25 protein-coding genes and 1 tRNA gene are annotated in these 26,995 nt (G+C 58.7%); 10 read left to right on the top strand and 16 right to left on the bottom strand.

The annotated features are described in order from the left end of the window. Positions 1 to 168 precede the first annotated feature (168 nt). From J2887_RS03160 to J2887_RS03120, 9 genes are all read left to right on the top strand, one after another. Positions 169 to 1,281 carry a branched-chain amino acid ABC transporter substrate-binding protein gene (locus tag J2887_RS03160; RefSeq protein ID WP_227174001.1) on the top strand — a complete coding sequence of 371 codons (1,113 nt, stop codon included), beginning with the start codon at positions 169 to 171 and terminating at the stop codon, positions 1,279 to 1,281. Between the two features lie 152 nt (positions 1,282 to 1,433). Then, positions 1,434 to 2,357, top strand: a complete 924-nt coding sequence (gene livH, locus J2887_RS03155) for a high-affinity branched-chain amino acid ABC transporter permease LivH (RefSeq protein ID WP_227174000.1) — start codon at positions 1,434 to 1,436, stop codon at positions 2,355 to 2,357. Further along, a complete protein-coding gene (locus J2887_RS03150; RefSeq protein WP_227173999.1) occupies positions 2,357 to 3,628 on the top strand; it encodes a high-affinity branched-chain amino acid ABC transporter permease LivM in 1,272 nt (423 codons plus the stop codon). Before livH ends, J2887_RS03150 begins: the two co-directional genes overlap by 1 nt. Positions 3,629 to 3,634: 6 nt before the next feature. Further along, positions 3,635 to 4,390 (top strand): high-affinity branched-chain amino acid ABC transporter ATP-binding protein LivG, encoded by a 756-nt coding sequence (gene livG, locus J2887_RS03145; RefSeq protein ID WP_227173998.1) that lies wholly within the window; start codon positions 3,635 to 3,637, stop codon positions 4,388 to 4,390. A gap of 9 nt (positions 4,391 to 4,399) precedes the next feature. Beyond that, positions 4,400 to 5,101 carry an ABC transporter ATP-binding protein gene (locus tag J2887_RS03140; protein WP_227176039.1) on the top strand — a complete coding sequence of 234 codons (702 nt, stop codon included), beginning with the start codon at positions 4,400 to 4,402 and terminating at the stop codon, positions 5,099 to 5,101. 205 nt (positions 5,102 to 5,306) lie between these two features. Further along, positions 5,307 to 5,771 (top strand): DUF3015 domain-containing protein, encoded by a 465-nt coding sequence (locus tag J2887_RS03135; protein ID WP_227173997.1) that lies wholly within the window; start codon positions 5,307 to 5,309, stop codon positions 5,769 to 5,771. An 84-nt stretch (positions 5,772 to 5,855) separates the two neighbouring features. Next, the gene (locus J2887_RS03130) at positions 5,856 to 7,724 is read left to right on the top strand and encodes a DUF4105 domain-containing protein (protein ID WP_227173996.1); all 1,869 of its coding nucleotides are present in this window, start codon (positions 5,856 to 5,858) and stop codon (positions 7,722 to 7,724) included. Then, positions 7,694 to 8,545, top strand: a complete 852-nt coding sequence (locus tag J2887_RS03125; protein ID WP_227173995.1) for an alpha/beta hydrolase — start codon at positions 7,694 to 7,696, stop codon at positions 8,543 to 8,545. Before J2887_RS03130 ends, J2887_RS03125 begins: the two co-directional genes overlap by 31 nt. A 143-nt stretch (positions 8,546 to 8,688) precedes the next feature. Next, entirely contained in the window at positions 8,689 to 8,997 is a 309-nt protein-coding gene (locus J2887_RS03120) for a TRL-like family protein (protein ID WP_227173994.1), read from the top strand. A 228-nt stretch (positions 8,998 to 9,225) separates the two neighbouring features. Here the strand turns inward: J2887_RS03120 and traT are convergent, their stop codons facing one another. The 15 genes from traT to rlmE all read right to left on the bottom strand — a co-directional run bounded on the left by traT (position 9,226) and on the right by rlmE (position 25,944). After that, positions 9,226 to 10,050 (bottom strand): complement resistance protein TraT, encoded by an 825-nt coding sequence (traT, locus tag J2887_RS03115; protein ID WP_227173993.1) that lies wholly within the window; start codon positions 10,048 to 10,050, stop codon positions 9,226 to 9,228. A gap of 279 nt (positions 10,051 to 10,329) precedes the next feature. Then, positions 10,330 to 12,438, bottom strand: a complete 2,109-nt coding sequence (gene pnp / locus J2887_RS03110; RefSeq protein WP_227173992.1) for a polyribonucleotide nucleotidyltransferase — start codon at positions 12,436 to 12,438, stop codon at positions 10,330 to 10,332. Between the two features lie 403 nt (positions 12,439 to 12,841). Then, a complete protein-coding gene (rpsO, locus tag J2887_RS03105; RefSeq protein ID WP_227173991.1) occupies positions 12,842 to 13,111 on the bottom strand; it encodes a 30S ribosomal protein S15 in 270 nt (89 codons plus the stop codon). 95 nt (positions 13,112 to 13,206) lie between these two features. Further along, positions 13,207 to 14,127, bottom strand: a complete 921-nt coding sequence (gene truB, locus J2887_RS03100) for a tRNA pseudouridine(55) synthase TruB (RefSeq protein ID WP_227173990.1) — start codon at positions 14,125 to 14,127, stop codon at positions 13,207 to 13,209. Next, entirely contained in the window at positions 14,124 to 14,546 is a 423-nt protein-coding gene (rbfA, locus tag J2887_RS03095) for a 30S ribosome-binding factor RbfA (protein ID WP_227173989.1), read from the bottom strand. Before rbfA ends, truB begins: the two co-directional genes overlap by 4 nt. A gap of 79 nt (positions 14,547 to 14,625) precedes the next feature. After that, positions 14,626 to 17,157 (bottom strand): translation initiation factor IF-2, encoded by a 2,532-nt coding sequence (gene infB / locus J2887_RS03090; RefSeq protein ID WP_227173988.1) that lies wholly within the window; start codon positions 17,155 to 17,157, stop codon positions 14,626 to 14,628. A gap of 17 nt (positions 17,158 to 17,174) precedes the next feature. Then, on the bottom strand, positions 17,175 to 18,668 hold the full coding sequence (nusA, locus tag J2887_RS03085) for a transcription termination factor NusA (protein WP_227173987.1): 1,494 nt from the start codon (positions 18,666 to 18,668) through the stop codon (positions 17,175 to 17,177). A 46-nt stretch (positions 18,669 to 18,714) separates the two neighbouring features. Continuing rightward, complete coding sequence (gene rimP, locus J2887_RS03080) at positions 18,715 to 19,176, bottom strand: ribosome maturation factor RimP (protein WP_227173986.1); 462 nt, start codon at positions 19,174 to 19,176, stop codon at positions 18,715 to 18,717. 315 nt (positions 19,177 to 19,491) lie between these two features. Then, positions 19,492 to 19,576, bottom strand: a tRNA-Leu gene (locus tag J2887_RS03075). A gap of 6 nt (positions 19,577 to 19,582) precedes the next feature. Beyond that, positions 19,583 to 19,954, bottom strand: coding sequence for a preprotein translocase subunit SecG (gene secG, locus J2887_RS03070; RefSeq protein ID WP_227173985.1), 372 nt, complete (start codon positions 19,952 to 19,954; stop codon positions 19,583 to 19,585). Between the two features lie 30 nt (positions 19,955 to 19,984). Further along, positions 19,985 to 20,755 carry a triose-phosphate isomerase gene (gene tpiA / locus J2887_RS03065; protein ID WP_227173984.1) on the bottom strand — a complete coding sequence of 257 codons (771 nt, stop codon included), beginning with the start codon at positions 20,753 to 20,755 and terminating at the stop codon, positions 19,985 to 19,987. A 72-nt stretch (positions 20,756 to 20,827) separates the two neighbouring features. After that, positions 20,828 to 22,171: a phosphoglucosamine mutase gene (glmM, locus tag J2887_RS03060; protein ID WP_227173983.1), complete on the bottom strand. Its 1,344-nt coding sequence runs from the start codon at positions 22,169 to 22,171 to the stop codon at positions 20,828 to 20,830. Further along, positions 22,168 to 23,001, bottom strand: coding sequence for a dihydropteroate synthase (gene folP, locus J2887_RS03055; RefSeq protein WP_227173982.1), 834 nt, complete (start codon positions 22,999 to 23,001; stop codon positions 22,168 to 22,170). The genes glmM and folP overlap by 4 nt, the downstream gene beginning before the upstream one ends. A 155-nt stretch (positions 23,002 to 23,156) precedes the next feature. Further along, on the bottom strand, positions 23,157 to 25,094 hold the full coding sequence (ftsH, locus tag J2887_RS03050; protein WP_228752838.1) for an ATP-dependent zinc metalloprotease FtsH: 1,938 nt from the start codon (positions 25,092 to 25,094) through the stop codon (positions 23,157 to 23,159). A gap of 229 nt (positions 25,095 to 25,323) precedes the next feature. Further along, positions 25,324 to 25,944: a 23S rRNA (uridine(2552)-2'-O)-methyltransferase RlmE gene (gene rlmE, locus J2887_RS03045; protein ID WP_227173981.1), complete on the bottom strand. Its 621-nt coding sequence runs from the start codon at positions 25,942 to 25,944 to the stop codon at positions 25,324 to 25,326. Positions 25,945 to 26,082: 138 nt separating this feature from the next. On the opposite strand from rlmE, the gene yhbY reads away from it, so the two are divergent. After that, positions 26,083 to 26,394, top strand: a complete 312-nt coding sequence (gene yhbY / locus J2887_RS03040; protein ID WP_228752837.1) for a ribosome assembly RNA-binding protein YhbY — start codon at positions 26,083 to 26,085, stop codon at positions 26,392 to 26,394. 121 nt (positions 26,395 to 26,515) lie between these two features. Here yhbY and greA read toward each other — a convergent pair whose 3' ends face one another. Beyond that, entirely contained in the window at positions 26,516 to 26,995 is a 480-nt protein-coding gene (gene greA / locus J2887_RS03035; protein WP_227173980.1) for a transcription elongation factor GreA, read from the bottom strand.

Genomic DNA, 26,995 nt, shown 5'->3' with positions numbered 1-26,995 from the left:
TTGACAACTTCGGGGCCGTGGTGTTTGTTTAAACCGTTGAGAACATAAGAATAACCCTCGGGAACCTCGGATCAACGCCTGGCCGCCTCCGGTCTTAAGGGCGATTCGCCACCAGGGCGCGACCCGAAGTTGATCAGGGACTCCCTCACCCAAGGTAGGACAGATCCAATGAATACATCCGTGAAGAAACTTGTAACGGCCGTCAGCGCCTCGGTTGCCATGCTGGGAGCAGGCCAGGCTGCGGCTGAGATCAAGGTGGGTATCGCCGGTCCGATGACCGGTCCGGTTGCACAATACGGTGACATGCAATTCTCCGGCGCCCGCATGGCGATCGAACGCATCAACCAAAACGGCGGCGTGATGGGCGAACAGCTCGAAGCCGTGGAAGTGGACGACGTCTGCGATCCCAAGCAAGCGGTGACCGTGGCCAACCGCCTGGTCAACGACGGGGTCCGCTTTGTGGTCGGGCACCTGTGCTCCAGCTCCACCCAGCCGGCGTCCGACATCTATGAGGACGAAGGCATCCTGATGATCACCCCGGCATCCACCAGCCCGGACATCACGGATCGTGGTTACGAACTGGTGTTCCGCACCATCGGCCTGGACAGCATGCAGGGGCCGGTTGCGGGCGCCTACCTCGCCGGCGTCAATCCGGAACGGGTTGCCGTGGTCCACGACAAGCAGCAGTACGGTGAAGGCATCGCCAGCGCCGTGCGCGACACTCTGGAAGAGGCCGGCGTGGAAGTGGCGATGTTCGAAGGCATCACCGCTGGCGACAAGGACTTCTCTTCCCTCATTACCAAGCTCAAGCAGGCTGATGTGGACTACGTCTACTACGGTGGCTATCACCCGGAACTGGGGCTGATCCTGCGTCAGGCGCGCCAGGCGGACCTGGATGCCACGTTCATGGGCCCTGAAGGGGTTGGCAACAAGGACATCAACACCATTGCCGGCGAAGCGTCAGAAGGCCTGCTGGTCACCCTGCCGCCGAGCTTCGACGAAAAAGCCGAAAACCAGGCTCTGGTACAGGCCTTTGCAGACAAGGGCGAAGACCCCTCCGGCCCATTCGTGCTGACCTCCTACACCGCGGTTCAGCTGGTGGCCGATGGCATTGAACAGGCCCAATCCACTGACCCGTTTGACGTTGCAGCAGCCCTTCGCCAGGGCAGCTTCGACACCCCCATCGGTACCGTTCAATACGACGACAAGGGCGATATGAAAGCGTTCGAGTTCGTGGTGTATGAATGGCATTCAGATGGCAGCAAAACTCCGGTAAACTGAGCCGAAATCGTTAAAAAACGGTAATAATAAAGCAAAAACACCTTCTCACCAGCGCGGAGAGGAGGTGTTTTTCTAGGCTCGTGGTCCGGACTGCCGATTGAATGATCGCGCTCAGCCCGGATGCATGGCCTGGTTGTCGGAGCGCCACAAACATGCAAGATCTCCTGTACTTTTTCCAGCAGTTGATAAACGGACTGACCATTGGCAGTGCCTACGCCCTGATCGCGATTGGCTACACCATGGTCTACGGCATCATCGGAATGATTAACTTCGCCCACGGCGAGATCTACATGATCGGCGCCTACACGGCGCTGATCACCATTACCGGCCTCGCAAGTCTCGGCGTCGCCTGGTTGCCCCTGGTTCTTCTTGTGGCGCTGATCTGCGCCATGCTGGTTTCCAGCTCCATGGGCTGGGCCGTCGAACGGGTGGCCTACCGGCCGGTCCGGGGACGACACCGGCTGATTCCACTGATCTCCGCCATCGGGATGTCAATCTTCCTGCAGAACTACGTTCATCTCGCCCAGGGCTCCCGCAACATCGGCTTCCCGGCCCTGATTGAAGGCGGCTTCACCTTCGGCCCTGCCGACTCCTTCCAGACCTCCATTTCCTACATGCAAATCACCATCTTTATCACCACCCTGATCTGCATGACCGCCCTCTCGCTGTTTATCTCCCGTTCCCGCACCGGACGCGCCTGCCGGGCGGTCTCCCAGGATCTGGGGATGGCCAACCTGCTGGGCATCGACACCAACCGCATCATCTCCGCCACCTTCATCATTGGTGCGGCACTGGCTGCGGTCGCCGGGTTGCTGCTGGGGATGTACTACGGCTCCATCGATCCACTGTTTGGCTTTATAGCCGGCCTCAAGGCCTTCACCGCCGCCGTACTGGGGGGCATTGGCAGCATTCCCGGCGCGATGCTGGGCGGGCTGATCCTGGGGGTGTCAGAAAGCATGACCTCCGGCTACCTTAGTGGCGAATATAAGGACGTGGTGTCGTTCGGACTGCTGATCCTGATCCTACTGTTCAAACCCACCGGCCTGCTCGGCAAACCTGAGGTGGAGAAGATCTGATGGCAGCTCAAAACCTCAAGCACGCGCTGTTCTGCGCCATAATCACCCTGATCATCGCCTACCCGATTCTTGGCCTGAACCTGGAGGCGGAAGGCACCCAGGTGGTGCTCGAAGGCGCCGACACCGTTACGGTGGTGTCCATTGCGCTGGCCGCAATCGTGGTGTTTCTGTTCCAGCTGTTTCGGGACACCATCATGGCCTCGCTCGGTCGAATTCCCCGCCTCAATCCCCTGGCCAACCGTGAGCCCATGGAACAGGGCCGCCGCCAGCGTTTCGAGACCATTGCCCTGGTGCTGCTGGTCATGGCCGCCCTGGCCTGGCCGTTCTTCGTGTCCCGGGGCTCGGTGGACCTGGCCACCCTGGTGCTGATCTACGTCATGCTGGCGTTGGGTCTGAACGTGGTGGTGGGCCTGGCAGGTCTGCTGGACCTGGGTTACGTCGCCTTCTATGCCGTCGGGGCCTACACCTTCGCCCTACTGTCCCAGTATTTCGGCATCTCCTTTTGGCTCGCTTTGCCACTGGGAGCCTGTCTGGCGGCGTTGTTCGGGCTGGTACTGGGCTTCCCGGTGCTCAGGCTGCGGGGGGATTACCTGGCCATCGTGACTCTCGGCTTCGGCGAGATCATCCGCATCCTGCTGAACAACATGACCTGGCTGACCGGCGGCCCCAATGGCATAGGCGGCATCCCCGACCCCACCCTGTTCGGCATGGAGTTCGGGCGCCGTATCAAGGAAGAAGGCAACAGCTCATTCCACGAGGTGTTTGGCATCGCCTACAGCAGTGAGCACAAGATCATCTTCCTGTACCTGATTGCCCTGGTACTGGCGGTCTTCACCGCGGTGGTGATCCGCCGCTTCACCAAGATGCCGGTGGGCCGTTCCTGGGAAGCCCTGCGGGAGGATGAGATCGCGGCCCGCTCCCTGGGTCTGAGCCGGACCTCGGTCAAGCTCTCGGCTTTCACCATCGGCGCATTCTTTGCCGGCTTTGCCGGTACCGTGTTTGCGTCCAAGCAGGGCTTCATCAGCCCGGAATCGTTCGTGTTCCTGGAGTCCGCCATTATTCTGGCAATTGTGGTGCTGGGAGGCATGGGCTCGCAGATCGGCGTTATCCTCGCGGCCATCGCCGTTGTCATCCTGCCGGAACTGGCACGGGAGTTCTCTGAATTCCGCATGCTGATCTTCGGCGCCGCCATGGTGCTGATGATGGTGTGGCGGCCCCAGGGCCTGCTGCCAATGCGACGTATCCACATCGAACTCAAGAAGCAGGAGTGACGCGGCATGCTTGAAGTACGCAACCTGTCCATGCGTTTTGGCGGCCTGCTTGCGGTCGATCAGGTGTCGTTGGACGTTCAGGAGCATGAGATTGTCTCCATCATCGGCCCCAACGGGGCCGGCAAGACCACCGTGTTCAACTGCATGAGTGGCTTCTATCGTCCGACCGGTGGCGAGATCCTGTTCAACGATCAGCCAATTCACGGCAAACCCGATTACAAGATCTCCCGGCTGGGGCTGGTAAGAACCTTCCAGCACGTTCGGCTGTTCAACAAGATGACGGTGGTGGAAAACCTGCTGGTGGCGCAACACCGCCACCTCAACACTAACCTGATTGCCGGGCTTCTCGGCTCCCCCAATTACCGGAAGCGGGAACAGAAGGCGTTGGACCGTGCCACTTACTGGCTGGACCGGGTCGGCCTGCTGGAGCTGGCCAACCGCGAGGCTGGCAACCTGGCCTATGGCCAGCAACGGCGCCTGGAAATTGCCCGCTGCATGGTCACCGAGCCCCGGCTGTTGATGCTCGACGAGCCGGCCGCCGGCCTCAACCCGGCAGAAACCCGCGACCTCAACCAGCTGATCATCAGCCTGAAGGAGGATTACAACGTTTCGGTGGTACTGATTGAGCACGACATGAGCCTGGTGATGGAAATCTCCGATCGCATCAATGTCATCAACCAGGGACGTCCGCTGGCAAGCGGCACCCCGGAAGAGGTGCGCCAGAACGACGACGTCATCAAAGCCTACCTGGGGGAGACCTGAACCATGTCCATGCTGTTGCTTGAAGATGTCCACACCCACTACGGCAAGATTGAGGCCCTCCACGGGGTTTCTGTTGAGGTCAACCAGGGCGAAATCGTGTCACTGATCGGCGCCAATGGCGCCGGCAAGACCACTCTGCTGATGACGGTCTGTGGCACGCCCCAGGCCACCTCTGGCCGGGTGATCCTGGAGGGTCGGGATATCACCCGCGAGGCCACCGCGAACATCATGCGATCCGGCATCGCCATTGTTCCGGAGGGCCGGCGGATCTTTTCCAGCCTGACGGTGGAGGAGAACCTGCATATGGGTGGCTTCTTCAATACCAAAGAGGAGATCCGCAAGAGCCAGGAACACGTCTATGAACTGTTTCCCCGCCTCAAGGAACGCCGCGCCCAGCGGGCCGGTACCATGTCCGGCGGTGAGCAGCAGATGCTGGCCATCGGCCGGGCCCTGATGAGCAAGCCGCGGATGATCATCCTCGACGAACCCTCCCTGGGGCTCGCACCGCTGGTGATCAAACAGATCTTCGAGATCATCGGCCAGTTGCGGGAGGAAGGCATCACCGTGTTTCTGGTGGAGCAGAACGCCCACCAGGCGCTCAACCTGGCAGACCGCGGCTATGTACTGGAAACCGGCCGCATCCGCCTCCACGACACCGGCGCCAACCTGCTGGAAAATCCGGATGTGCGGAATGCGTATCTGGGAGGCTAAGGTCAGGCGAAAAACTTAAGGTGTCTTGCTTAAGTTCCGTATCCTTTAGTTGCCTGTTCGACATGACGCCATCTGGTCTATACTCTGACGGTCGGTCTTGCAGCTGCATTTACGGATGACTCGCCAAGACCGTTAACCCAATGATTTCAAAGCTTGAAGTCATACCGACAAGACGACAGCAAAAAACCACAGAAAGGAGTGGATAATGAAAAAACTGATCGCAGGTGCATTGCTTCTGGGTGCCTCCACCGTAACGTTCGCACAGCCCGGCTGTGGCCTGGGGGCAATGGTCTGGAAAGGCCAGTCCGGACCGGCTGCACACATCCTCGCTGCAACGACCAACGGCACGTTCGGCAACCAAACGTTCGGTATGACTACCGGTACTCTGGGCTGCGATACCAACGAGTCCGTTCAGTCCATGGCTCTGTACATGGACAGCAACGCTGACAAGATCGCCCGCGACATGTCCCGCGGTGAAGGCGAAAACCTGGAGACCCTGGCGGTTCTGCTGGGCGTCGAGCAAGGTGACCGGGAATCATTCCGTGCCCTGATGAAGGACAACTTCGCAGCCATCTTCCCGTCTGCCGACACCACTTCCGGCCAGGCAGTCGACGCCATTGTCGCTCTGCTGGAGCAACACGAAAGCCTGAGCAAGTACGTCGCTGCCTAAGCGCTTACCCGCTCATTACAATGGATTGCACGTGCGCCAGGGATGGCGCACTTTCCGTTCCCACCGCACAAGTACCTTACCTTCATGCCATTACTGCTCCGCCAGTTGCTGCTTGCCGCCGCAGCGGCAACGAGCCTGAACGCCCAGGCACTAACGCAAACAGAACTGCAAGAACTTGCCAGTTCCCGGGAGTGGCTTAATCTCGGACACTATCACCCCAACACCTTCTCGGACGGCTACACCAGCCAGGCGGACGATTCCGACTTTTTCCTGAGCCCAAACGGTAAGACGTCACCAGAGGCGGAACTCCAGGCCACCATAATCGCCGTCCAGCAACCCGGAGCCGGCAACGACCATCCAGCCTGTCGCTTTCCCGCCAGAAATCGATGGATTCGAAGCAAGCTGGATCTGGCCACGCCGGAGTCAAGACAGTGCCCCGCCTATGAGGAATGGACCGAGACGCTGAACACCCAGACAGTCACCCTGGTGTTTGCCGCGTCCTACCTCAACAGCCCCTCGTCCATGTTTGGTCACACTTTCCTGAGGCTTGATCCACCAAGCGATGACGAAACAACTGACCTGCTGTTGGCAAACACCATCTCTTACGCCGCGGACGCAGCAGCACATGACAGTGAGCTGCTGTTTGCCTACAAGGGTATTTTTGGTGGTTACCCCGGTATCACCACCGTTCAACCCTATTACGAGAAAATACGGCTCTACTCAGACATTGAACATCGTGATCTGTGGGAATATCAACTTAACCTGACCCCAGCAGAGGTCAGGCAGATGCTGGCCCATGCGTGGGAGATCAAAGACCGCAACTTTGACTATTACTTCTTTGATGAGAACTGCGCCTACCGCCTGCTTGCGCTGATTGATGTTGCCAGACCAGGCACGAACCTGCTCGATGAAGTGAGCACTCATGCCATCCCCTCCGATACGGTTAGATGGGTGGTCAAGAAATCACTGATTTCAGAAGTAGGTTACCGGCCATCGGCAGCCACCGCCGTCAGCTATGCATTGGACGAGTTGCCAGAAGATCAACAGGCCCTGGCAGCTGAACTCGCCAACGACGATATCAAGCCCGGGGCTATTGCCGGAAAACTGCCATCCACCGCCCAGCAGGCGGCCGTGCTGGACGCGACCTATGAATACGTCCGTTATCAGAGCGAAGCCGAGGAGTGGCCCAGAGAGCAGGTCGCGCCGTTGTCCCACAGTCTTCTGCTCGCCCGCAGCCAACTGCCACAGACCTCCACGCCCCCGTCTCCGCCGGAACCAGAAGTGAGAGACGACCAGGGCCACGATACCTTTCGGGCCAGCCTTTCCGCAGGCCGCTGGGGCGAGCGCAACTTTAATGAACTCACCCTCCGCTCGGCTTACCATGATGTGCTCGACCCGCCAGCGGGCTATCGCGCGGGCGCCCAACTGCAGTTCTTTCGCCTCGACGCCCGCCGCTACACGGATAACAATGAGCTCCAGATAGAAAAGCTGACGGCTGTTGAGATTCGGTCTCTGTCCCCGCGGAATCAGTTCTTTTCGCCCCTGTCCTGGCAAGTAGGATTTGGCGCCCGCCGAAGTGATACCGGTACTGATCGGGTTCTGGCCCCTTATCTGGAAGGGGGCGCCGGTGGCAGCGTGAGGGTCAGCCCGAACGGCCAGGCATTTGCACTTGCGACTGCAGACCTGGAACTCGATGATGACCTGAACAGAGGGTACGACATAGCCCCCGGCGTTGATCTTGGTGTTCTCTACCAGTCAGACCGGCTCAGTGCACTGGGGGGCATACGTTCTAAAGCCTGGATCGTGAGCAGCCAGCATCGTCAGGATCAGGCCTACCTGAAAGCGACAATGCATTGGTCTCGTCAAGTCAGCGGGTTCGCAGAGTGGGCCCGCGAGCATCATTTTGACCGGTATCAGTCCCTATGGAAGCTAGGCCTACATATCTATCTCTGACCCTGCTGTTGCTTTGTGGTTGCAGCTTGCTTACCGGATGCAGCGGTCTGTTTTTCTATCCTGACCAAGCGGTCTATCTGACCCCTGATCGGCTGAACCTGACGTACGAAGATGTTTACCTCGACACCGCCGACGGTGAAACCCTTCACGGCTGGTGGCTCCCCAGCAACAATGGAACGACCAAAGGAACGGTCTACTATCTACATGGCAACGCCCAGAATATAAGCAGCCATATACTTAACGTAGCCTGGCTCCCTGAGCGCGGCTACAACGTCTTCATGATCGACTATCGGGGCTTCGGTAGCTCGACCGGCGTCCCCGATCTGGAAGGCGCTCTGCACGATGCTGAAACCGGTTTGCGCTGGCTGGCAGCCAACCCGGATGCCTCAGGCTCCCCCATTATGTTGCTTGGTCAAAGCCTCGGAGGAGCTCTGGGGGCCGCATTGGCCGGCAAGTGGACAGAGACCCAAGCACGACCGGCACTGGACGCCGTAGTGCTGGACGCAGCGTTCTCCGGCTTTCGTACCATCGCCCAGGAGAAACTCGACAGCTTCTGGCTCACCTGGGCGCTCCAGGTGCCGCTCAGTTGGACCATTCCCGACGATCATGAAGCCCTGGACCTGATCGCCGCAGTTGCCCCAACCCCCCTTTTGATTATCCACAGTACGCGCGACGCCATCGTGCCGTTTCATCATGGCACAACGCTGTTCACCAAGGCTCAGCAACCGAAGCAGTTTCTCCAGACGGACACGCCACACGCAGCGACGTTTGTATATCCGGAGTATCGGGAAGAAGTCATTGAGTTCTTGGAAGCGGAATAAAAACCGATTAGATGACACTCAGACTTCACATTTCTTACAAAAGGCTTATGATTGCCAAGCCGTTCTTACGATGAAAACGAACGGCCTGGCCAGGTCTGCCCTGTGCCTTAAATTGGAACCAATTCTAAACAAGGATTATCTTCATGAAGAAGTTTTTTGCCGCTGCAGCCATCGCTGCGACTGTCACTCTGTCTGGTTGCGCGACTTCTTTTCCGGTTGGCGGACTGTACACTGACGTTGAGCTCCCGGCGGGTGCGACCTCTAACACTGCGGCCTCCAAGACTGGTGTAGCCAAGTGTCAGAGCATCCTGTCTCTGGTCGCCATTGGCGATTGCAGCATCGAAGCCGCCAAAGAAGACGGTAACATTTCTTCCGTGTCGCACATGGACTGGAAAGCCAAGAACATTCTCGGCATTATCGGAACCTACGAGCTGCGGGTTCACGGCGAGTAAAGTCTGCCGACTTTACCAGCTCTCGCCTCCAGAATTCTCATGCTGGAGGCGTGTTCACTCTCCTCCCTTTTCCCAACTAATGCCCATCCGATCACCCGGTAACGGCTTGATCTCCCTGCAATCAAAACCAAGCCCTTGAGTCAGCCACGTTCCGCCACGACTCACAATGGTTCAGGTATAAAAAAACCCGGCACCATCTCTGGATACCGGGCTTTCAGAAAGCTCAGATTACATCGGCAGCATCTGTGTCACGACGCGACGAGTGCGTTCCTCAATTTCCGGCAGCGCTTCTTCTTCCTTCATGTTCATCTGGTTCGCCCAGACGGACAGGCGGATACCATGAGGGAAGTAGTTGCTGGTTCGTGTTGCGGTCGCGCCGGACGCATTGCCCTGAGCGGTGCCACCGCCAGAGGCCATACGACCGTTGTGAGTGCCCGCAACATCACGGGTACCGCTGGCAGAACCCGTAACCATGGTGAACTCAACCGGCTCGGAGTGGTATTCCTCCAGCACCACGTCGATGATCAGTGCCCACTCGCGAGGACGCGAGGCATTGCTCAGGCCAGCGCCAACCAGGCCACCGACACCAATACCGGCAGCGGCGCCAGCCAGGTTGCTGTCGGTCGCTGCTGCTACAGCGATACCGGTGCCAATCCCGGTTGCTGCACCGGCGATGGCACCCATGGTGCCGGCCGCGATCGCACCGCCGGACTCAGGCTCCACTTCGCCGAAATAACGCGTGGAGGCACGTAGACGATACTTGGCAGTCGACGGATCGTTCACAACCGACCAACCCTGCTCCCGGGCAGATTCCTTCAGCAGGTTCAGCAACTCAATATCGCTGTCACTGATATTACGATAAGAGATGTACACCGTACGATCGCCACCAGCGGGCGGCTCCAACTGAGGCGGTGGTACGACCCAAACGGTGCCACTGCGGGCTTCTGCATATTTATTGTCAGTCAGGCTGCCGAGCTGGCGAGATACCGAAGTACAGCCAGCGAACAGTGCCGCGACCAGCATCAGCACTGCGGCCAATCTAATTGATTTCATTGCGTTCCTCTTTTCCCTAAATACCAATTTGAGAATCCGTGCGTCCCGTTTCAGGCCGTCGAAAAATAAGCGGAGGGAATCGGAGAACCAACCGACTGGAAAGCGGACCGCACTCCCTTACCTCCGCGTTACCAAATCCTAATCTTTATTGGCCCTCGTTGGAAGGCCCCATACGTAGCACAGGGCTGTGCAACTGGCCTGGCGCAATCACCGCCATAAAAAAACCCGCCGTTCGGACCGAACGGCGGGTTTTCGCTTACAGGACAGTCAGCCCCGGAATCAGAATTCCGTCGGCTGCTCGCCCTCTTTGACTTCCTTCATGGAAAGCTTGACGCGACCACGGTTGTCCACATCCAGCACCTTGACCAGCACTTCCTGGCCTTCGCAGAGTTCGTCGGTCACATTCTCAATGCGACGCTCGGAGATCTGGGAGATATGCACCAGACCATCCTTACCCGGCAGGATGTTGACGAAGGCACCAAAGTCCACAATGCGCTCAACGCGGCCACTGTAGATTGCGCCGACTTCAATCTCGGCAGTGATTTCCTGAACCCGCTTCATCGCCGCCTGGGCAGACGCCTGGTCTTCCGCGTAGATCTTGACGTTACCGTCGTCGTCCAGATCAATGGAGGCACCGGTTTCGTCGCAGATACCACGGATGGTGGAGCCACCCTTACCGATCACGTCACGGATCTTGTCCGGATGGATCTTGATGGTGGTGATGCTCGGCGCCCGTGAGGACAGCTCGGTACGCGGCACAGAGATGACCTTCGCCATTTCACCAAGGATGTGCTGACGTGCGTCGTAAGCCTGCTGCAGGGCGATTTCCATGATCTCGTCGGTGATGCCGTTGATCTTGATATCCATCTGCAGGGCAGTCACACCCTCAGCGGTCCCGGCAACCTTGAAGTCCATGTCGCCAAGGTGATCTTCGTCACCCAGGATGTCGGTCAGAACGGCGAACTTTTCGCCTTCCTTGACCAGACCCATGGCAATACCGGCCACCGGCGCCTTGATCGGCACACCGGCGTCCATCAGTGCCAGGCTCGAGCCACAGACAGAAGCCATGGAACTGGAACCGTTGGACTCGGTGATCTCAGACACCGCACGGATGGTGTACGGGAACTCTTCCACAGTCGGCATAACGGCAGCCACACCGCGCTTGGCAAGACGACCGTGACCAATCTCACGACGGCCCGGGCTGCCCATACGGCCAGCCTCACCAACGGAGTAGGGAGGGAAGTTGTAGTGGAACAGGAACGGGTCCTTACGCTCACCTTCCAGGGCATCGATGATCTGGGTGTCACGGGCGGTGCCCAGAGTGGTGGTCACGATGGCCTGGGTTTCACCACGGGTGAACAGAGCGGAACCGTGGGTGCTTGGCAGTACGCCGACTTCCACCTCGATCGGACGCACGGTCTTGGTATCACGACCGTCGATGCGCGGCTTGCCGTCGATGACAGACTGGCGAACCGTCGCCTTCTCAACCTTGCCGAAGTACTTCTTCACTTCGTCTTCGGACGGCTGACCTTCCTCTTCACCGGCCAGCTTCTCGACCGCAGCCGCCTTCAGCTCGCCCAGACGGGCGTAGCGGTCCATCTTGTCGCGGATGGTGTAGGCTTCCTCGATGCCAGCGGCAAACTCGCTGCGGATGGCCTCAAGCAGCTGGGTGTTCTCGGCTTCCGGGGTCCACTCCCAACGGGGCTTGCCGTTTTCGGCGGCGAAGTCCTTGATGGCCTGGATTGCCACCTGCATTTCCTGGTGGGCGAACAGAACGCCACCCAGCATCTGGTCCTCGGTCAGCCCCTTGGCCTCGGACTCAACCATCAGCACCGCGTCTTCGGTGCCTGCCACAACCATGTCCAGCAGGGATGTTTCCAGCTCCTGGAAAGTCGGGTTGAGGAAGTAGCCGCGATCGTTCTCAAAGCCGACACGGGCCGCACCAATCGGGCCGTCGAACGGAATGCCGGAGATCGCCAGGGCAGCCGAGGCGGCCAGCATGGCAGCAATGTCCGGGTCCTGGGTCTTGTTGGCAGACATGACCGTCAGGACAACCTGAACTTCGTTCATGTAGCCGTTGGGGAACAGCGGACGGATAGGACGGTCGATCAGACGGGATGTCAGGGTTTCCTTCTCGGAAGGACGGCCTTCACGCTTGAAGAAGCCTCCCGGAATCTTACCAACGGAGTAGGTCTTTTCCTGGTAGTTCACGGTCAGCGGGAAGAAACCCTGGCCCGGCTTGGGCTCCCGGGCGCCAACAACGGTACCCAGAACGGATACATCGTCGATGGTTACCAGAACGGCACCAGTGGCCTGACGGGCGATGCGTCCAGTCTCGAGGGTGACGGTCTTGCCGCCGAGTTCAAATGTTTTCTGTACCGGATTCACGGTAACTCCTTAATTCGATAGCTCATCTTTGTAATCGCCAATCCGGCATCAAAGTCCGCCGATTGGCCACGTTTTACTACACCTACCGCGTCACGGCTCTGTTGCGATGAACGAAAGCGACACCTGTCAGAAAGCTAACAGGCTGTTGCAAAACCCCGGCAAGGCCAGCAAGTGGCGGAGCCAGGCCTTTCAACAACCTGCTATCAATAGCGGCTTTCCATTGTGACAGGGAGTCCTTACGAATCACCGGCGGAACCGGAAGGCGGCACGGTTAGCGGTATTGCCTGCACCAGGGCTCTGGCGGCCAACAATATCGCTGGAGAGAAGCACACCCGACGGCAACGCCGCCGGGCGCAGGCCAGGACCAACAGGCCCTGACCAACAGTCGTCGAATCCAGACGGATCAGCGACGCAGACCCAGACGCTGGATCAGCTCAAGGTAGCGATCAGCGTTCTTGTTCTTCAGGTAGTCCAGCAGCTTACGACGCTGGTTAACCATCCGAATCAGGCCACGGCGGGAATGGTGATCCTGCTTGTTGGCCTTGAAATGGCCCTGCAGCTTATCGATGTTGGCGCTCAGCAGTGCTACCTGTACTTCAGGAGAACCGGTATCGCCTTCACCTTGCTGGAAGTCCTTAACGATCTGTGCCTTCTCATTGGCAGAAAGTGCCATAACTCACCTCATTGGTTGCGATGCATATAAAAGGTCCAGCCGAACCGCGCATCTCTACAGCCCGGCTAATACGGCCCCACCCGTTTCGGGGTAGGTCAGCCGTGTTTTACCAAACGACGGGGAACGATCTTGCAGCCGTCGCCTTCGGCAAATCCTTCTCCCAGCCCGACAAATCCGCGGTCGCCATACAACCGCACCGGACCGGATATAGAATGACCCGATATTCTAACCGGTTGGCCGTTCAATATCGATACCAGCGATGCCCCTTCCAGGGTCAACTCCGGGAACATGCTCAATGCCGCATCGGGCTTGACCAGCAGGCCATCCAGGCTTTCGCCCCGCTCCCGCATGGCCTCCAGATCGTCCACCCGATGAACCTGGTCCAGAGTAAAACCGGCGGCCAGCGTTCGACGCAGGGCGGTAACATGGGCACCACAGCCAAGCGCCTCACCAATATCGTCAACCAGCGAGCGGATGTAGGTGCCCTTGGTACACTTCACCGCCAGATCGATTTCATTGGCGCGGACATTCAGCAGAATCAGTTGGTAGATCGTAACCGGGCGGGGTGGGCGCTCAACCTCAATGCCCTCACGAGCATACTCGTACAACGGCCGCCCTTTGTGCTTGAGCGCCGAGTACATCGAGGGCACCTGTTGGATATCGCCGCGGAAATTTGCCAGTACTGGCTCCAGGGCATCCTCGTCCAGACCTTCCGGCACCGGACGCTCATCGACCACCGCCCCTTCGCTGTCGCCGGTTTCGGTACGAACGCCGAGACGAGCGGTGGTGATGTAAGCTTTGTCACTGTCCAGCATCAGCTGGGAAAACTTGGTGGCCTCACCAAAGCACAGCGGCAGCACGCCCGTCGCTAGCGGGTCCAGCGCACCGGTATGGCCGGCCTTGGCGGCACCGTACAATCGTTTGACCTGCTGCAGGATACCGTTGGAGGTGATCCCCTGCGGCTTGTCGATCACCAGAATGCCGTTAACATCACGGCCTTTGCGTCGACGACTCAAGAACCCGACTCCTCTGGTGACTCCGAGTCATCGCCCTGATCCACCGCAGGCTTGTCGTCCACCGCCTTACGGATCAGCGCATCCATTCTGCGGCTCTGCCCAAGCAGGCTGTCAAAGTGGAAACGCAGCTGGGGCACCACCCGCAGCTTCATGGCTCGGCCAACCTGTCCCCGCAGAAAGCCTGCAGCTTTGCTGAGCACCGCCAGAGACTCTTTCACCTCGGGCGAGTCGGCATTCAATTCGTCGGTTGTCAGCAGGGAAATGTAGATATCAGCGTAGCCCAAATCCCGGCTTACCTTGACCGCGTTGACGGTCACCATACCCACACGGGGATCCTTGATCTCACGCTGAATCAACTGCGCGAGTTCCCGCTGCATCTGGTCGCCGATTCGATCGATTCGGCTGAATTCTCTTGGCATGTCGCGCCTTCGGATTATCTCGGCAGAAAACACGGCGCCCCGTCAGCCGGGGCGCCTCCTGGTCCGGGGAACGCCGGTATCAACCAGCGGATTCCAGCTTACGCTCGACCTTGACCCGATCAAACACCTCGATCTGGTCACCGACCTTCACGTCGTAGCCCTTAACCCCGATACCACACTCCATACCGTTCCGGACTTCCTGAACATCGTCTTTGAAGCGACGCAGGGATTCCAGCTCACCTTCAAAGATCACCACGTTGTCACGCAGGACCCGGATCGGCTTGTTCCGGAACACCGTGCCTTCGGTCACCATACAGCCGGCCACCTGGCCAAACTTCGGCGACCGGAAGGTATCCCGAACTTCGGCAATACCAACAATGTCTTCCCGGAATTCCGGTGCCAGCATCCCTGTCAACGCGGCTTTCACGTCATCAATCAGGTTATAGATGATGCTGTAGTAACGCAGATCCAGACCTTCCTGCTCCACCAACCGCTTGGCGGCGGTATCGGCACGAACGTTGAAGCCGAAGATTACCGAACCGGTGGCCATCGCCAGACTGACGTCGGTCTCGGCGATACCGCCCACACCAGAGGACACCACCTTCACCTGGACCTCGTCGTTGCCCAGATCCTGCAGAGCCTTGACGATGGCTTCCAGAGAACCACGGACGTCGGTCTTGAGGACCACGTTGAGATTCTTGACCTCGTCTTTGCCCATGTTCTCGAACATGTTCTCCAGCTTGGCCGCCTGCTGGCGCTGCAGCCGTTGCTCGCGTTCGCGAGTCTGACGGAACTCAGCCAGTTCTTTTGCCTTGCGTTCATCCGCAACCGCGAAGAACTCATCACCGGCATCGGGGGTTCCATTCAGGCCCAGAATCTCAACCGGGATGGAAGGGCCAGCAGTCTGAACCTGAGATCCGGTCTCGTCCATCATCGCCCGGACTTTACCAAAGAAGCCACCGGCAACGACCATATCTCCACGCTTCAGGGTACCGTTCTGGACCAGTACCGTGGCGACGGAACCTCGGCCGCGCTCCAGACTGGATTCCACCACTACACCTTTGGCCGGTGCGTCAGGGGAGGCTTCCAGTTCCAGAATCTCGGCCTGCAGCAGAACCGCCTCCAGCAGTTCCTCAATGCCCTGACCGGTGTGTGCGGAGACCGGCACGAACTGGACATCGCCGCCCCAGTCTTCCGGGATCACTTCCAGTGCGGACAGCTCATTCTTGATGCGGTCCGGATCGGCTTCTTCCTTGTCCATCTTGTTGACAGCGACGACCAGCGGTACGCCGGCGGACCGGGCGTGTTGAACCGCTTCCTTGGTCTGCGGCATTACGCCATCGTCGGCCGCAACCACCAGGATAACGATGTCGGTGCACTGGGCACCGCGAGCACGCATGGCGGTAAACGCGGCGTGGCCCGGGGTATCCAGGAAGGACACCATGCCGTGATCGGTATCAACGTGGTACGCACCGATGTGCTGGGTAATACCACCGGATTCACCGGCAGCTACCTTGGTGCGACGGATGTAGTCGAGCAGCGAGGTCTTACCATGGTCAACGTGACCCATCACGCTTACCACCGGCGCGCGCTTGGACTTCTCGCCCGCCTCAAACTCGATGCCGCTCAGCACTTCTTCTTCAAATGCGTCTTCGCTCACTGTCTTGGGCTTGTGGCCCAGCTCTTCAGTGACCAGAACGGCGGTTTCCTGATCCAGTGCCTGGTTGATGGTGGCCATGACACCCATACCCATCAGGGTCTTGATGACGTCCGCCGCTTTAACGGCCATACGCTGGGCCAGTTCGCCCACCGCGATGGTTTCGGGGATTTCTACTTCTCTTACCATTGGCTTGGTCGGCCTTTCGAAGCCGTGTCGCTTCTCTTTGGATTTCTTTTTCGCGCGCATTGGCTTGCGCAGCGTCGTATCTTCATCGTCCACAGAAATGACCGGCTTCTCGGCCGGGCGGTTACGGGGACCACGATGACCCGCCGACTTTTTCTTCGGCTTGCCGTCATCGGCGTCGTCGCGACCGCGCTCTTTTTCCTTCTTCTTCTTCGCCTTGCGGTCCTTGTTATCGGCATCCACAGGCGGTGGAACCGGAACCTCCTCCGGCGCAGGCTCGGCAGCCTCAACGGGCGCTTCCACTTCCGGCTCCGGCTGAGTCTCTTCTGGCGCCGGCGCCTCTGCGGCTGGCGCCTCGGCAGCTTCTGTCGCGACGGGCGGCTCGGCCTGCGGAGCCTCGGCAACCGGCGCTGCGGCTTCTACCGCCTCTTCGGCAACGTCAGGCGCATCCGCATCCGGCTGAACCTCCGCTCGCTTGACGTAAGTGCGACGCTTGCGAACCTCGACATTGACCGTCTTGGCACGGCCACTGGAACCACCGGCTTTAAGGGTGGTCGTGGTTTTCCGCTTGAGGGTGATCTTGCGGGGTTCAGCGTCCGACTCGCCGTGGTTCTTTCGCAAGAAGGCCAACAGCTGCTGTTTCTCTTCGCTGGATACCGAGTCATTCTCAGAGCGGGCCTTGAGGCCGGCTTCGACGATCTGGCGCAATAAACGATCGACGGGAGCGCCAACATCTTCGGCCAGTTGTTTAACCGTTACTTCTGACATACTGGTCCTCCTCCCGATTAAGCCTGGTCCTGAAACCAGGGCGCACGTGCTGCCATGATCAACTGGCCAGCGCGCTCTTCATCCATACCTTCGATTTCGAGCAGATCGTCAACAGACTGCTCCGCGAGGTCTTCCATGGTCTGGACACCCAGCCCCGCCAGCTTAAACGCCAGGGCACGATCCATGCCGTCCATCGTCAGCAGGTCCTCTGCCGGCTCACGACCTTCCAGCGCTTCCTCGTCGGCCAGTGCCTTGTTCAGCAGGACGTCCTTGGCACGACGACGCAATTCTGTGACGGTGTCTTCATCAAACCCGTCAATCGCCAGCATTTCTTCCATCGGGACATAAGCCACTTCCTCAATGGAAGTAAAGCCTTCCTCGATCAGAACTCCGGCAAACTCTTCGTCCACATCCAGGTTTTCCGTGAAGTGGCTCAGCAGACGATTGTATTCCTGTTCCTGACGCTCGCCGGCTTCTTCCTCAGTCATCACATTGAGGGTCCAGCCGGTCAGCTCGCTGGCCAGGCGAACGTTCTGACCGTTACGGCCGATGGCCTGGGCCAGGTTGTCTTCGGCGACAGCGACATCCATGGTGTTGCGATCTTCATCCATCACGATGGAAGCCACTTCCGCCGGTGCCATGGCATTGATCACCAGCTGAGCCGGGTTGTCGTCCCACAGCACAATGTCGACGCGCTCGCCGCCGAGCTCATTGGACACAGCCTGTACCCGTGAGCCGCGCATACCGACGCAGGCACCGACCGGATCGATACGGCGGTCGTTGGTCTTGACGGCGATTTTGGCACGGGAGCCGGGATCACGGGCTGCACCGCGAATCTCGATCAGATCCTCAGCGATTTCCGGCACTTCAATACGGAACAGCTCGATCAGCATCTCCGGCGCGGTACGGCTGAGGATCAGCTGCGGGCCGCGATGATCGGTGCGGATTTCCAGCAGCAGCGAACGCACACGGTCGCCCATGCGGAAAGTTTCACGGGGGATGAGCTGATCACGGGGCAGCAGCGCTTCGGCGTTGCTGCCCAAATCAACGATGACGTTGTCACGGGTCACCTTCTTGACGGTGCCGGACACCAGTTCACCCACCCGGTCACGGTAGCTGTCGACGATCTTGGTACGCTCAGCTTCCCGCACTTTCTGGAAGATGATCTGCTTGGCCGCCTGGGCACCAATCCGGCCAAAGGCCACGGACTCAACCTTCTCTTCGTGCAGGTCACCGGGCTTGAGCTCCGTATCGATTTCTTCCGCTTCCTGCAGCGTGAGTTCGGTACCCAGAGCAGGAACCGCGTCGTTATCCACCACCAGCCAACGACGGAAGGTTTCGTACTCTCCGGTACGGCGGTCAATGGAAACGCGGATATCGGCCTCTTCATCCTCGTAACGTTTCTTGGCGGCGGTGGCGAGCGCCAGCTCAATCGCCTCAAAGATGACGTCTTTTTCAACGCCCTTCTCGTTCGAGACGGTTTCTACAACCAGCAAGATCTCTTTACTCATTGGATTACCCTGCCCTTAACCTGAAATAGACTCGCAGTCAGACGACTTACTTGAATACCGGAATGATGTTGGCGCGCTCAATGCTGTCGAAGGGCAACAGGTACTCGTGATCATCCACGATCACTACCACATCGCCACCTTCGGTGCCCTTAAGCAGGCCCTGGAACTTACGGCGTCCTTCGAACGCCATGCGTAGCCGGATCTGGACTTTGTGGCCGGCATAAGCCTGGTACTGTTCAAGTCGGAACAGAGGCCGATCCATGCCCGGGGAGGAAACTTCGAGGGTGTACTCACTCTGGATAGGGTCTTCCACATCCAGCACGCCGCTCACCTGGCGACTCACTTTCTCACAGTCATCGACACCGATACCGTTCTCGGCATCGTCGATAAACAGCCGCAACATCGGCTGAGGGCCACGGGAACGGTATTCCATTCCCCAAAACTCATACCCCAACCCTTCCACTACAGGCCGCAGCATTTCTTCAAGCTTACTTAACTTGGCTGACAAGGTTATCCCGTCTCCATCATTTTCTGTGCCCTAAAACAAAAAAAGGGCTGTTAATCAGCCCTTTTTATGCACCAGGGCCATTTGCCAGGCCCCTTAATCAAAAAGCCCCTTAATCCGGGGCCCTTTGTTGCAAGAACGTACAGGGAAAGCTGCGCTTGCGCGCTCCCTGCAGACAGACACCTGGCCTGTCATCACGAGCTCCGGCTCGAAATCACCGGAAAACCGCATCGAACGTGGCCGGAGTATAAGTACCTCACCGCCACTGGTCAAGGACTGACCAAAAAAAACGGCTTGGAAACCCAAACCGTTTTAAGATGGTGCCGAAGGCCGGACTTGAACCGGCACGGCTTACGCCACTACCCCCTCAAGATAGCGTGTCTACCAATTCCACCACTTCGGCAATAACTTACTCGAGTTCCGGCAGATCATTACCTGCCGCATCCTCGGTTTGAGCCGCACCCTCTTCAAGTGCAGGCTGCTCAGCGTCGACCGAAACTTCCTCGACCACCGGAATGCCAGCATCGCCAGCCACTTCCGCACGCTGCTTGGCGAAAATCGCCAAGGAAAAACTTGTCACAAAGAACACGATCGCGAGGAACGTGGTCATCCGAGTCAGAAAGCTACCACTGCCTTGACTGCCGAATACCGTCTGGGACGCTCCGCCCCCGAAGGCTGCACCAGCATCCGCCCCTTTTCCCTGCTGAATCAGAACCAGACCCACCAGAGCGACGGCGATCACCACGTGCACTACGACAACCAGTGTTTCCAACCACTCCATAACGACTCTCTGTCTATCTAGCTGGTGCGATCAGTTGACCGCATCCGGCGCTTCGAGCGCCCTACAGATTTCGACAAAATCAGCAGCTACCAACGATGCGCCACCAATCAGGCCACCATCGACATCCGGCTGCTGAAACAGTCCGACTGCGCTTTCGGGCTTCACGCTGCCACCATAAAGCAGCGTAATTTCCTCTGCGGGCGCACCCAGCTTTGCCAATTGCTTACGCATAACAGCATGCATTGACTGGGCGTCTTCTGCGGTTGCCGTTTTGCCGGTACCGATTGCCCAGACTGGCTCATAAGCCACAACCACTTGCTGCCACTGCTCGCCTCGCAGACCTACCAGTGCAGAGCTCAACTGCTCACACACGACTTGCTCAGCCTGCCCGGCTTGTCGCTGCTCCAGCGTTTCACCAACACAGAGCACGACCGTCAAATTCGCTTCCAGCACTTGCTGGAGTTTCTCGGCGACGACCTCTTCGCATTCCGCGAACAACTGACGCCGCTCGGAGTGACCGACCAAGACATAGCGACAACCAAAGTCACTCAACATGCCTGCAGCCACTTCCCCGGTATAAGCACCGGCTTGCCAGCGAGCAACATTCTGCGCTCCCAGCTTAAGCTGACTGCCTTTAACTTCCTGCTGCACATCGCGAAGATAAAGAGAGGGAGGAATAATAACAACCTCAACACCTTTATCAAGGCCTGCAACACCGGATTTTACATCTTTGAGCAACGTCCGAACCATTTCTTCGGACCCGTTCATTTTCCAGTTTGCAGCAACAATCTTTTGGCGCATATCAGCCCCCTGACACAAGGGAGGCCGAACTATACAGCAGTCTCCCCTGCCAGACAACCGCCCGCCGAAATTTCACGCCTTGGACTGGCGAACCACCTCCGCCAGCTCTTCCGCGATTCGACCAATCTGCCCAGCGTCCCGTCCTTCCGCCATTACCCGAATCAGCGGCTCGGTGCCTGAAGCCCGCAGCAGTACCCGGCCGTTCGCACCCAACGCCTGCTCAGCCTGGTCGACCGCCGTCCGCACATCATCCCGGGACAGCGGATCAAAGCGCTCCGCCACCCTGACGTTGACCATATGCTGAGGCAGCTTGTTCACACCTTCCCGCAAGGCCTTCAGAGAGCAGCCGGAGGTCCAGCCGGCCACCAGCACCTGCAATGCCGACACAATACCATCGCCAGTGGTCGTGCGATCCCGGATGACCATGTGTCCGGAACCTTCGCCCCCCAGTACCCAGTCGTTCTTCACCAGACATTCCATGACGTAGCGGTCACCAACTTTCGCCCGCTCAAAGGGAATCCCCCGCTCCTGCAGCGCCAGCTCGACCCCGAGATTGGTCATCAGGGTGCCGACCACTCCCCCTTTGAGTTTGCCCGATGCCTGGCGTTCGGCAGCCAGGATGTACAGCAACTCATCGCCATCGACTTCGGCACCGTCCGAATCCACCATCATCACCCGGTCACCATCACCGTCAAAAGCAATTCCCAGGTCAGCGCCCTGCGCAAGCACGGTCTCCCGCAAGCGGTCGAGATTGGTGGAACCGACCGCCAGGTTGATGTTGAGACCATCCGGTTCACCACCGATGACTGAAACCTTGGCCCCTAGCTCGCGAAAGACCTTGGGCGCCACGTGGTAAGTCGCCCCATGGGCACAATCCAGCACCAACCTCACCCCCTCCAGAGTGAACTCATTGGGCACGGTGCTCTTGCAGAACTCAACGTAACGCCCCGGCGCGTCATCGATACGACTGGCTTTCCCAAGGTCGGCGGAATCCGCCACCTGGATGGGGAGGTCCAGCCAGCGTTCAATTTCCGCCTCCAGGGCGTCATCCAGCTTGGTACCAGCCGCCGAAAAGAACTTGATGCCGTTATCATGGTGGGGGTTGTGGGAGGCACTGATGACAATGCCCGCAGACGCCCGGAAAGTTCGGGTCAAATAGGCAATGGCCGGAGTCGGCATGGGGCCCAGCAACTTCACATCAACGCCGGCGGCTGAGAGCCCGGCCTCCAGCGCCGACTCAAACATATACCCGGACAGCCGGGTATCCTTGCCTATCAACACACTGTTGCGCTGACCCTCTCGCTTGAATACCTGGCCGGCCGCCCAGCCCAGCCGCAACATGAAATCCGGAGTAATCGGCGCTTCACCTACACGACCACGAATCCCGTCGGTCCCAAAATACTTTCTGTCGCTCATTGTGCCGATTCCTCCATCGCTGCAACGACCTTAACCGCATCCACCGTCTCCGGCACGTCATGCACCCGAATGACCGACGCGCCCTTCATCGCCGCTATTGTCGCCACCGCCACGCTCGCAGACAACCGTTCATCCACGTCACGGCCGGTAATGTGACCCAGCATACTCTTACGTGACATCCCCACCAGAAGCGGATAACCCAACACCTGCAACTGTTCCATCGTGGCCAGCAACTGCAGATTGTGCTCCAGGCTCTTACCAAAACCGAAGCCCGGGTCCAGCAGCACCTGTTCTGGCGCAATACCCGCAGCTTCCACCTCCCTTACTCGCGCCATCAGAAAGGCACTGACTTCCCGAAGGACATTGTCGTACCGTGGCTGAACCTGCATATCCCGGGGCTTGCCCTTCATATGCATCAGGCAGACCGGCAGTTTGCTGGCTGCGGCCGCTGCAACGGCACCGTCCCGACTCAGTGCCCGAACGTCGTTGATCAGCCCGGCGCCCAAGCGGGCCGTCTCGGTGATCACCGCTGGCGAACTGGTATCCACAGACACCACCACCTCAAGTTCGCGGCCAATCGCCTCAACCACCGGACATACCCGATCCAACTCTTCCTGCTCCGAGACCTCCGCCGCACCAGGCCGGGTGGATTCGCCGCCAACATCGATAAACACCGCGCCGGCGTCCGCCATCCGGCGCGCCTGATCCAGGGCAGCGTCCAGACGGTTGAAGCGCCCACCATCGGAGAATGAATCCGGCGTGACATTCAGAATCCCCATGACATGACACCGGGACATATCCAGCACCCGGCCGGCAAAGTTCATTTCCATCTCAGCCTCTTGGATCAGCAAGCGCCGGGCAAGCTCATCAACCGCCCGGCATGGTCGTACGTGTATTTCCACTTAACAAACAGAAACGCCGCCCGGACGGGCGGCGTTGTGCGTACTGCTCTCAGCGTTCAGGGAAGCCAACACCGAGGTGCCGGTCAGTGCTCCCCGGCAGGCCGGCCAACCCCACCGGACTGGCGATCATCGCCAGCGGCTGGTTCCGATACCGGCTCTTCAACCGCCGCGCCCCCACTGGGACCATTATCCCCCCAGCTTCTGGGTGGTCGCGGCGTGCGACCTTCCATAATGTCATCAATCTGGTGACGATCGATGGTCTCGTACTTCATCAGGGCATCGGCCATCAGATCCAGCTTATCGCGATTATCGATCAGCAACTGACGGGCTTTCTCGTAGCATTCATCGATGATATTGCGTACTTCTTCATCGATTCGCTGAGCTGTTTCCGGAGAGTAGACCGTATGACTCTGACCGGCAGAGCGACCCAGGAAAGGCTCCTCGCTGTCGGTATCGTATTGCAGCGGCCCCAGCTTTTCCGACAACCCCCAGCGGGTCACCATGTTACGGGCCAGGCCAGTCGCCCGCTCAATGTCATTGGAGGCACCGGTGGTGACCCCCTCAAACCCGAGCGTCAGCTCCTCAGCGATCCGACCACCGAACAGACTGCAGATCGAACTGATCAGGTAACGCTTGGAATGGCTGTACTTGTCCTCTTCCGGCAGGAACATGGTCACACCCAGGGCACGGCCACGGGGGATAATGCTGACCTTGTACACCGGATCATGCTCGGGCATCAGACGTCCGACAATGGCGTGCCCGGCCTCATGGTAGGCCGTGTTCCGCTTTTCTTTCTCATTCATCACCATGGACTTGCGCTCGGCACCCATCATGATCTTGTCTTTTGCCAGCTCCAGCTCTTCCATCGACACCAGACGCTGATTGCGGCGGGCGGCGAACAGCGCGGCCTCATTGATCAGGTTGGCCAGGTCCGCACCGGAAAAGCCGGGTGTACCGCGGGCAATCACGCTCGGCTCAATGCCATCCGCCAGCGGCACCTTTTTCATGTGCACTTTCAGGATCTGCTCCCGGCCGATGATGTCCGGCAGGCTGACCACAACCTGACGGTCGAAACGGCCTGGGCGCAGCAGCGCCGGGTCCAAGACATCGGGACGGTTGGTGGCGGCAATGACGATAACGCCTTCGTTGCCCTCAAAGCCGTCCATTTCAACCAGCAACTGGTTAAGGGTCTGCTCCCGCTCATCGTGACCACCGCCCATGCCTGCGCCACGATGGCGACCAACGGCATCGATTTCGTCGATGAAGATGATGCAAGGGCTCTGTTTCTTGGCCTGCTCGAACATGTCGCGAACGCGGGATGCGCCCACACCGACGAACATTTCTACGAAATCGGAACCGGAGATGGAGAAGAACGGCACCTTGGCTTCCCCGGCGATGGCCTTGGCCAACAGGGTCTTACCGGTACCCGGAGGCCCCACCATCAGCACCCCCTTGGGAATACGGCCGCCCAAACGCTGGAACTTGCTCGGATCCCGCAGGAAGTCAACGATCTCTTTGACGTCTTCCTTGGCCTCGTCGACCCCAGCAACGTCGGAGAAGGTGGTCTTGATCTGATCCTCACTCATCAAGCGGGCTTTGCTCTTGCCAAAAGACATCGGTCCTTTGCCGCCACCGCCACCCTGCATCTGGCGCATGAAGAACACGAACAGAGCAATGATGATGAGAATCGGGAATGCCGCAACCAGAAGCTGCGTCCACAGGCTCTGACGCTCAGGCTCCTTGCCAACGACTTCCACCTGGTTGGCCAGAAGATCGTCCATCAGTTTGTTGTCGGCAACCTGGGGACGGATGGTCTGGAAGCGGGAACCATCACCACGGGTGCCCTGGATTTCCAGGCCGTCGATGGTTACCTGACGTACCTGCCCCTGCTGTACCATCTGTACAAACTGGGAATAATTTACCTGTTGCCCCGTAGGGTTGGGTGAGAAATTCTGAAACACCATCAACAGGACGGCGGCTATGATCAGCCAAAGAACCAGATTTTTTGCCATATCGTTCAAGGATCGTCACCTGTGAATTGAAAGACCCCATTGCCGGCAACGCCGCAAAGCTGGCCTTTATCGACACCTTACACCAATTATACGCCGCTCCACCATAAGTGGCCTTCGCGTATGATCCGCCCTTGGCGGTTTTTTCGTTACCCTTTGGTCAGCCCGGGTAAAACGACAAGGTCAGTCGGTAACCAATCTTGTCGGCGGGTAATCGGCACCCTCGACACAGTTGGCCTAGTTACCCACGAAAGCCCTTGCAGACCTGGTAGATCTCCCGGGACCGAGCGCGAGAGGAATCCGGCTTGCGACTGACGACGGTCTTGAACGAACCGCGCATGTCCTGCAGCAGTTGATCAAAGCCCTCACCCTGGAAAACCTTCGCCACAAACACCCCATTGGGTTTGAGCACCTGGCTGGCCATATCCAACGCCAGCTCAACCAGGCCCATGGCGCTGGGGATATCAACGGCAGCCATGCCACTCATATTGGGTGCCATATCGGAAATTACAACGTCTGCGCGACGCTCACCCAGAGTCGACATCAATTCGTCGAACACCGACTGCTCGGTGAAGTCGCCCTGAACAAACGTGACGCCGGCAATCGGGTCCATTGCCAGGATGTCACTGGCGATCACCGTGCCCTGATCACCGACCCGCTCCATGGCCACCTGTGACCAGCCGCCAGGCGCCGCGCCAAGGTCCACCACCAACTGCCCAGGGCGGAACAACTGATCTTTCTGATCCAGCTCCACCAGCTTGTAACTGGCTCTTGAGCGATAGCCATCCGCCTGGGACTTCTTGACCCAAACATCGTCAAAATGTTCCTTAAGCCAACGACCACTGGATTTAGAACGTGCCAAGCAGAACCTCCCGGCGCACTGATAGGTGGATACGGCAATTTCCAGGATCATGCGATCTGGTACAATGCCTCGATTATAAGGGTTTGACGGCCGATGTGCCGCTGACGTTTTTTATGGCACCCATTGAAGGACTTGATCATGAGCCTGTCACCTGAACAGCGCCGCGCATACCGGGGCATTGCCCATTCACTCAAACCGGTGATTATCATCGGCGACAAGGGCCTCTCCGAGGGCCTCCAGCAGGAGCTGGACCGAGCTCTCGACGATCATGAGCTGATCAAGGTCAAGGTCGCAAACCCGGATCGCGAGGCGCGCCAGGAAATCATTGCGGCGCTCTGCGCGGAATCCGGTGCCGAGCTGGTTCAAACCATTGGCAAGATCGCTGTGGTCCTGCGTCGCGCCAAGAAGCCCAACCCCAAGCTGTCCAACCTGCTGCGCCAGCAAGGTTAATCGACGCCACCGCAGCGGCAATAAAAAACCGGCACCGGGTCTGTCCCGCTGCCGGTTTTTTATTGGCTCCCCAACCGCCGGCCTGTCTGTCGCCGGCGACGGAGAACCTGCACACACATGCTCAGATGTGCTCGACCTCTTCGATCTCGTACTCCACGGTGCCGGACGGTACCCGTACCGCCACCACATCGCCTTCGCTCTTGCCAATCAGGGCGCGAGCGATGGGTGATGAAATGGAGATTTTGCCAGCCTTGATGTCGGCCTCATCCTCACCACAGATCTGGTACTTGACCTGCTCATCCGTATCCACGTTCAGCAGGTGAACCGTCACACCAAAGACCACCTTGCCGGTGTTCTCCATGGTGGTGACGTCGATCACCTGGGCCGAGGACAGCTTGCCCTCGATTTCCTGGATACGGCCTTCAATAAAGCTCTGCTGCTCGCGGGCGGCGTGGTATTCGGCGTTCTCCTTGAGATCACCGTGCTCGCGGGCGTCCGCAATCGCTTCGATCACGCGGGGGCGCTCAACGGTCTTGAGCTGGTGCAGTTCTTCACGGAGACTGACCTCACCAGCTTTGGTCATGGGTACACGGGTTGTCAT

This window comes from Marinobacter sp. CA1, assembly GCF_020546665.1.
GTDB classification, from domain to species: Bacteria; Pseudomonadota; Gammaproteobacteria; order Pseudomonadales; family Oleiphilaceae; genus Marinobacter; species Marinobacter xestospongiae.
The sequence above is the reverse complement of the archived record's forward strand: the minus strand, read 5'-3'. Positions and strand labels throughout refer to the sequence as shown.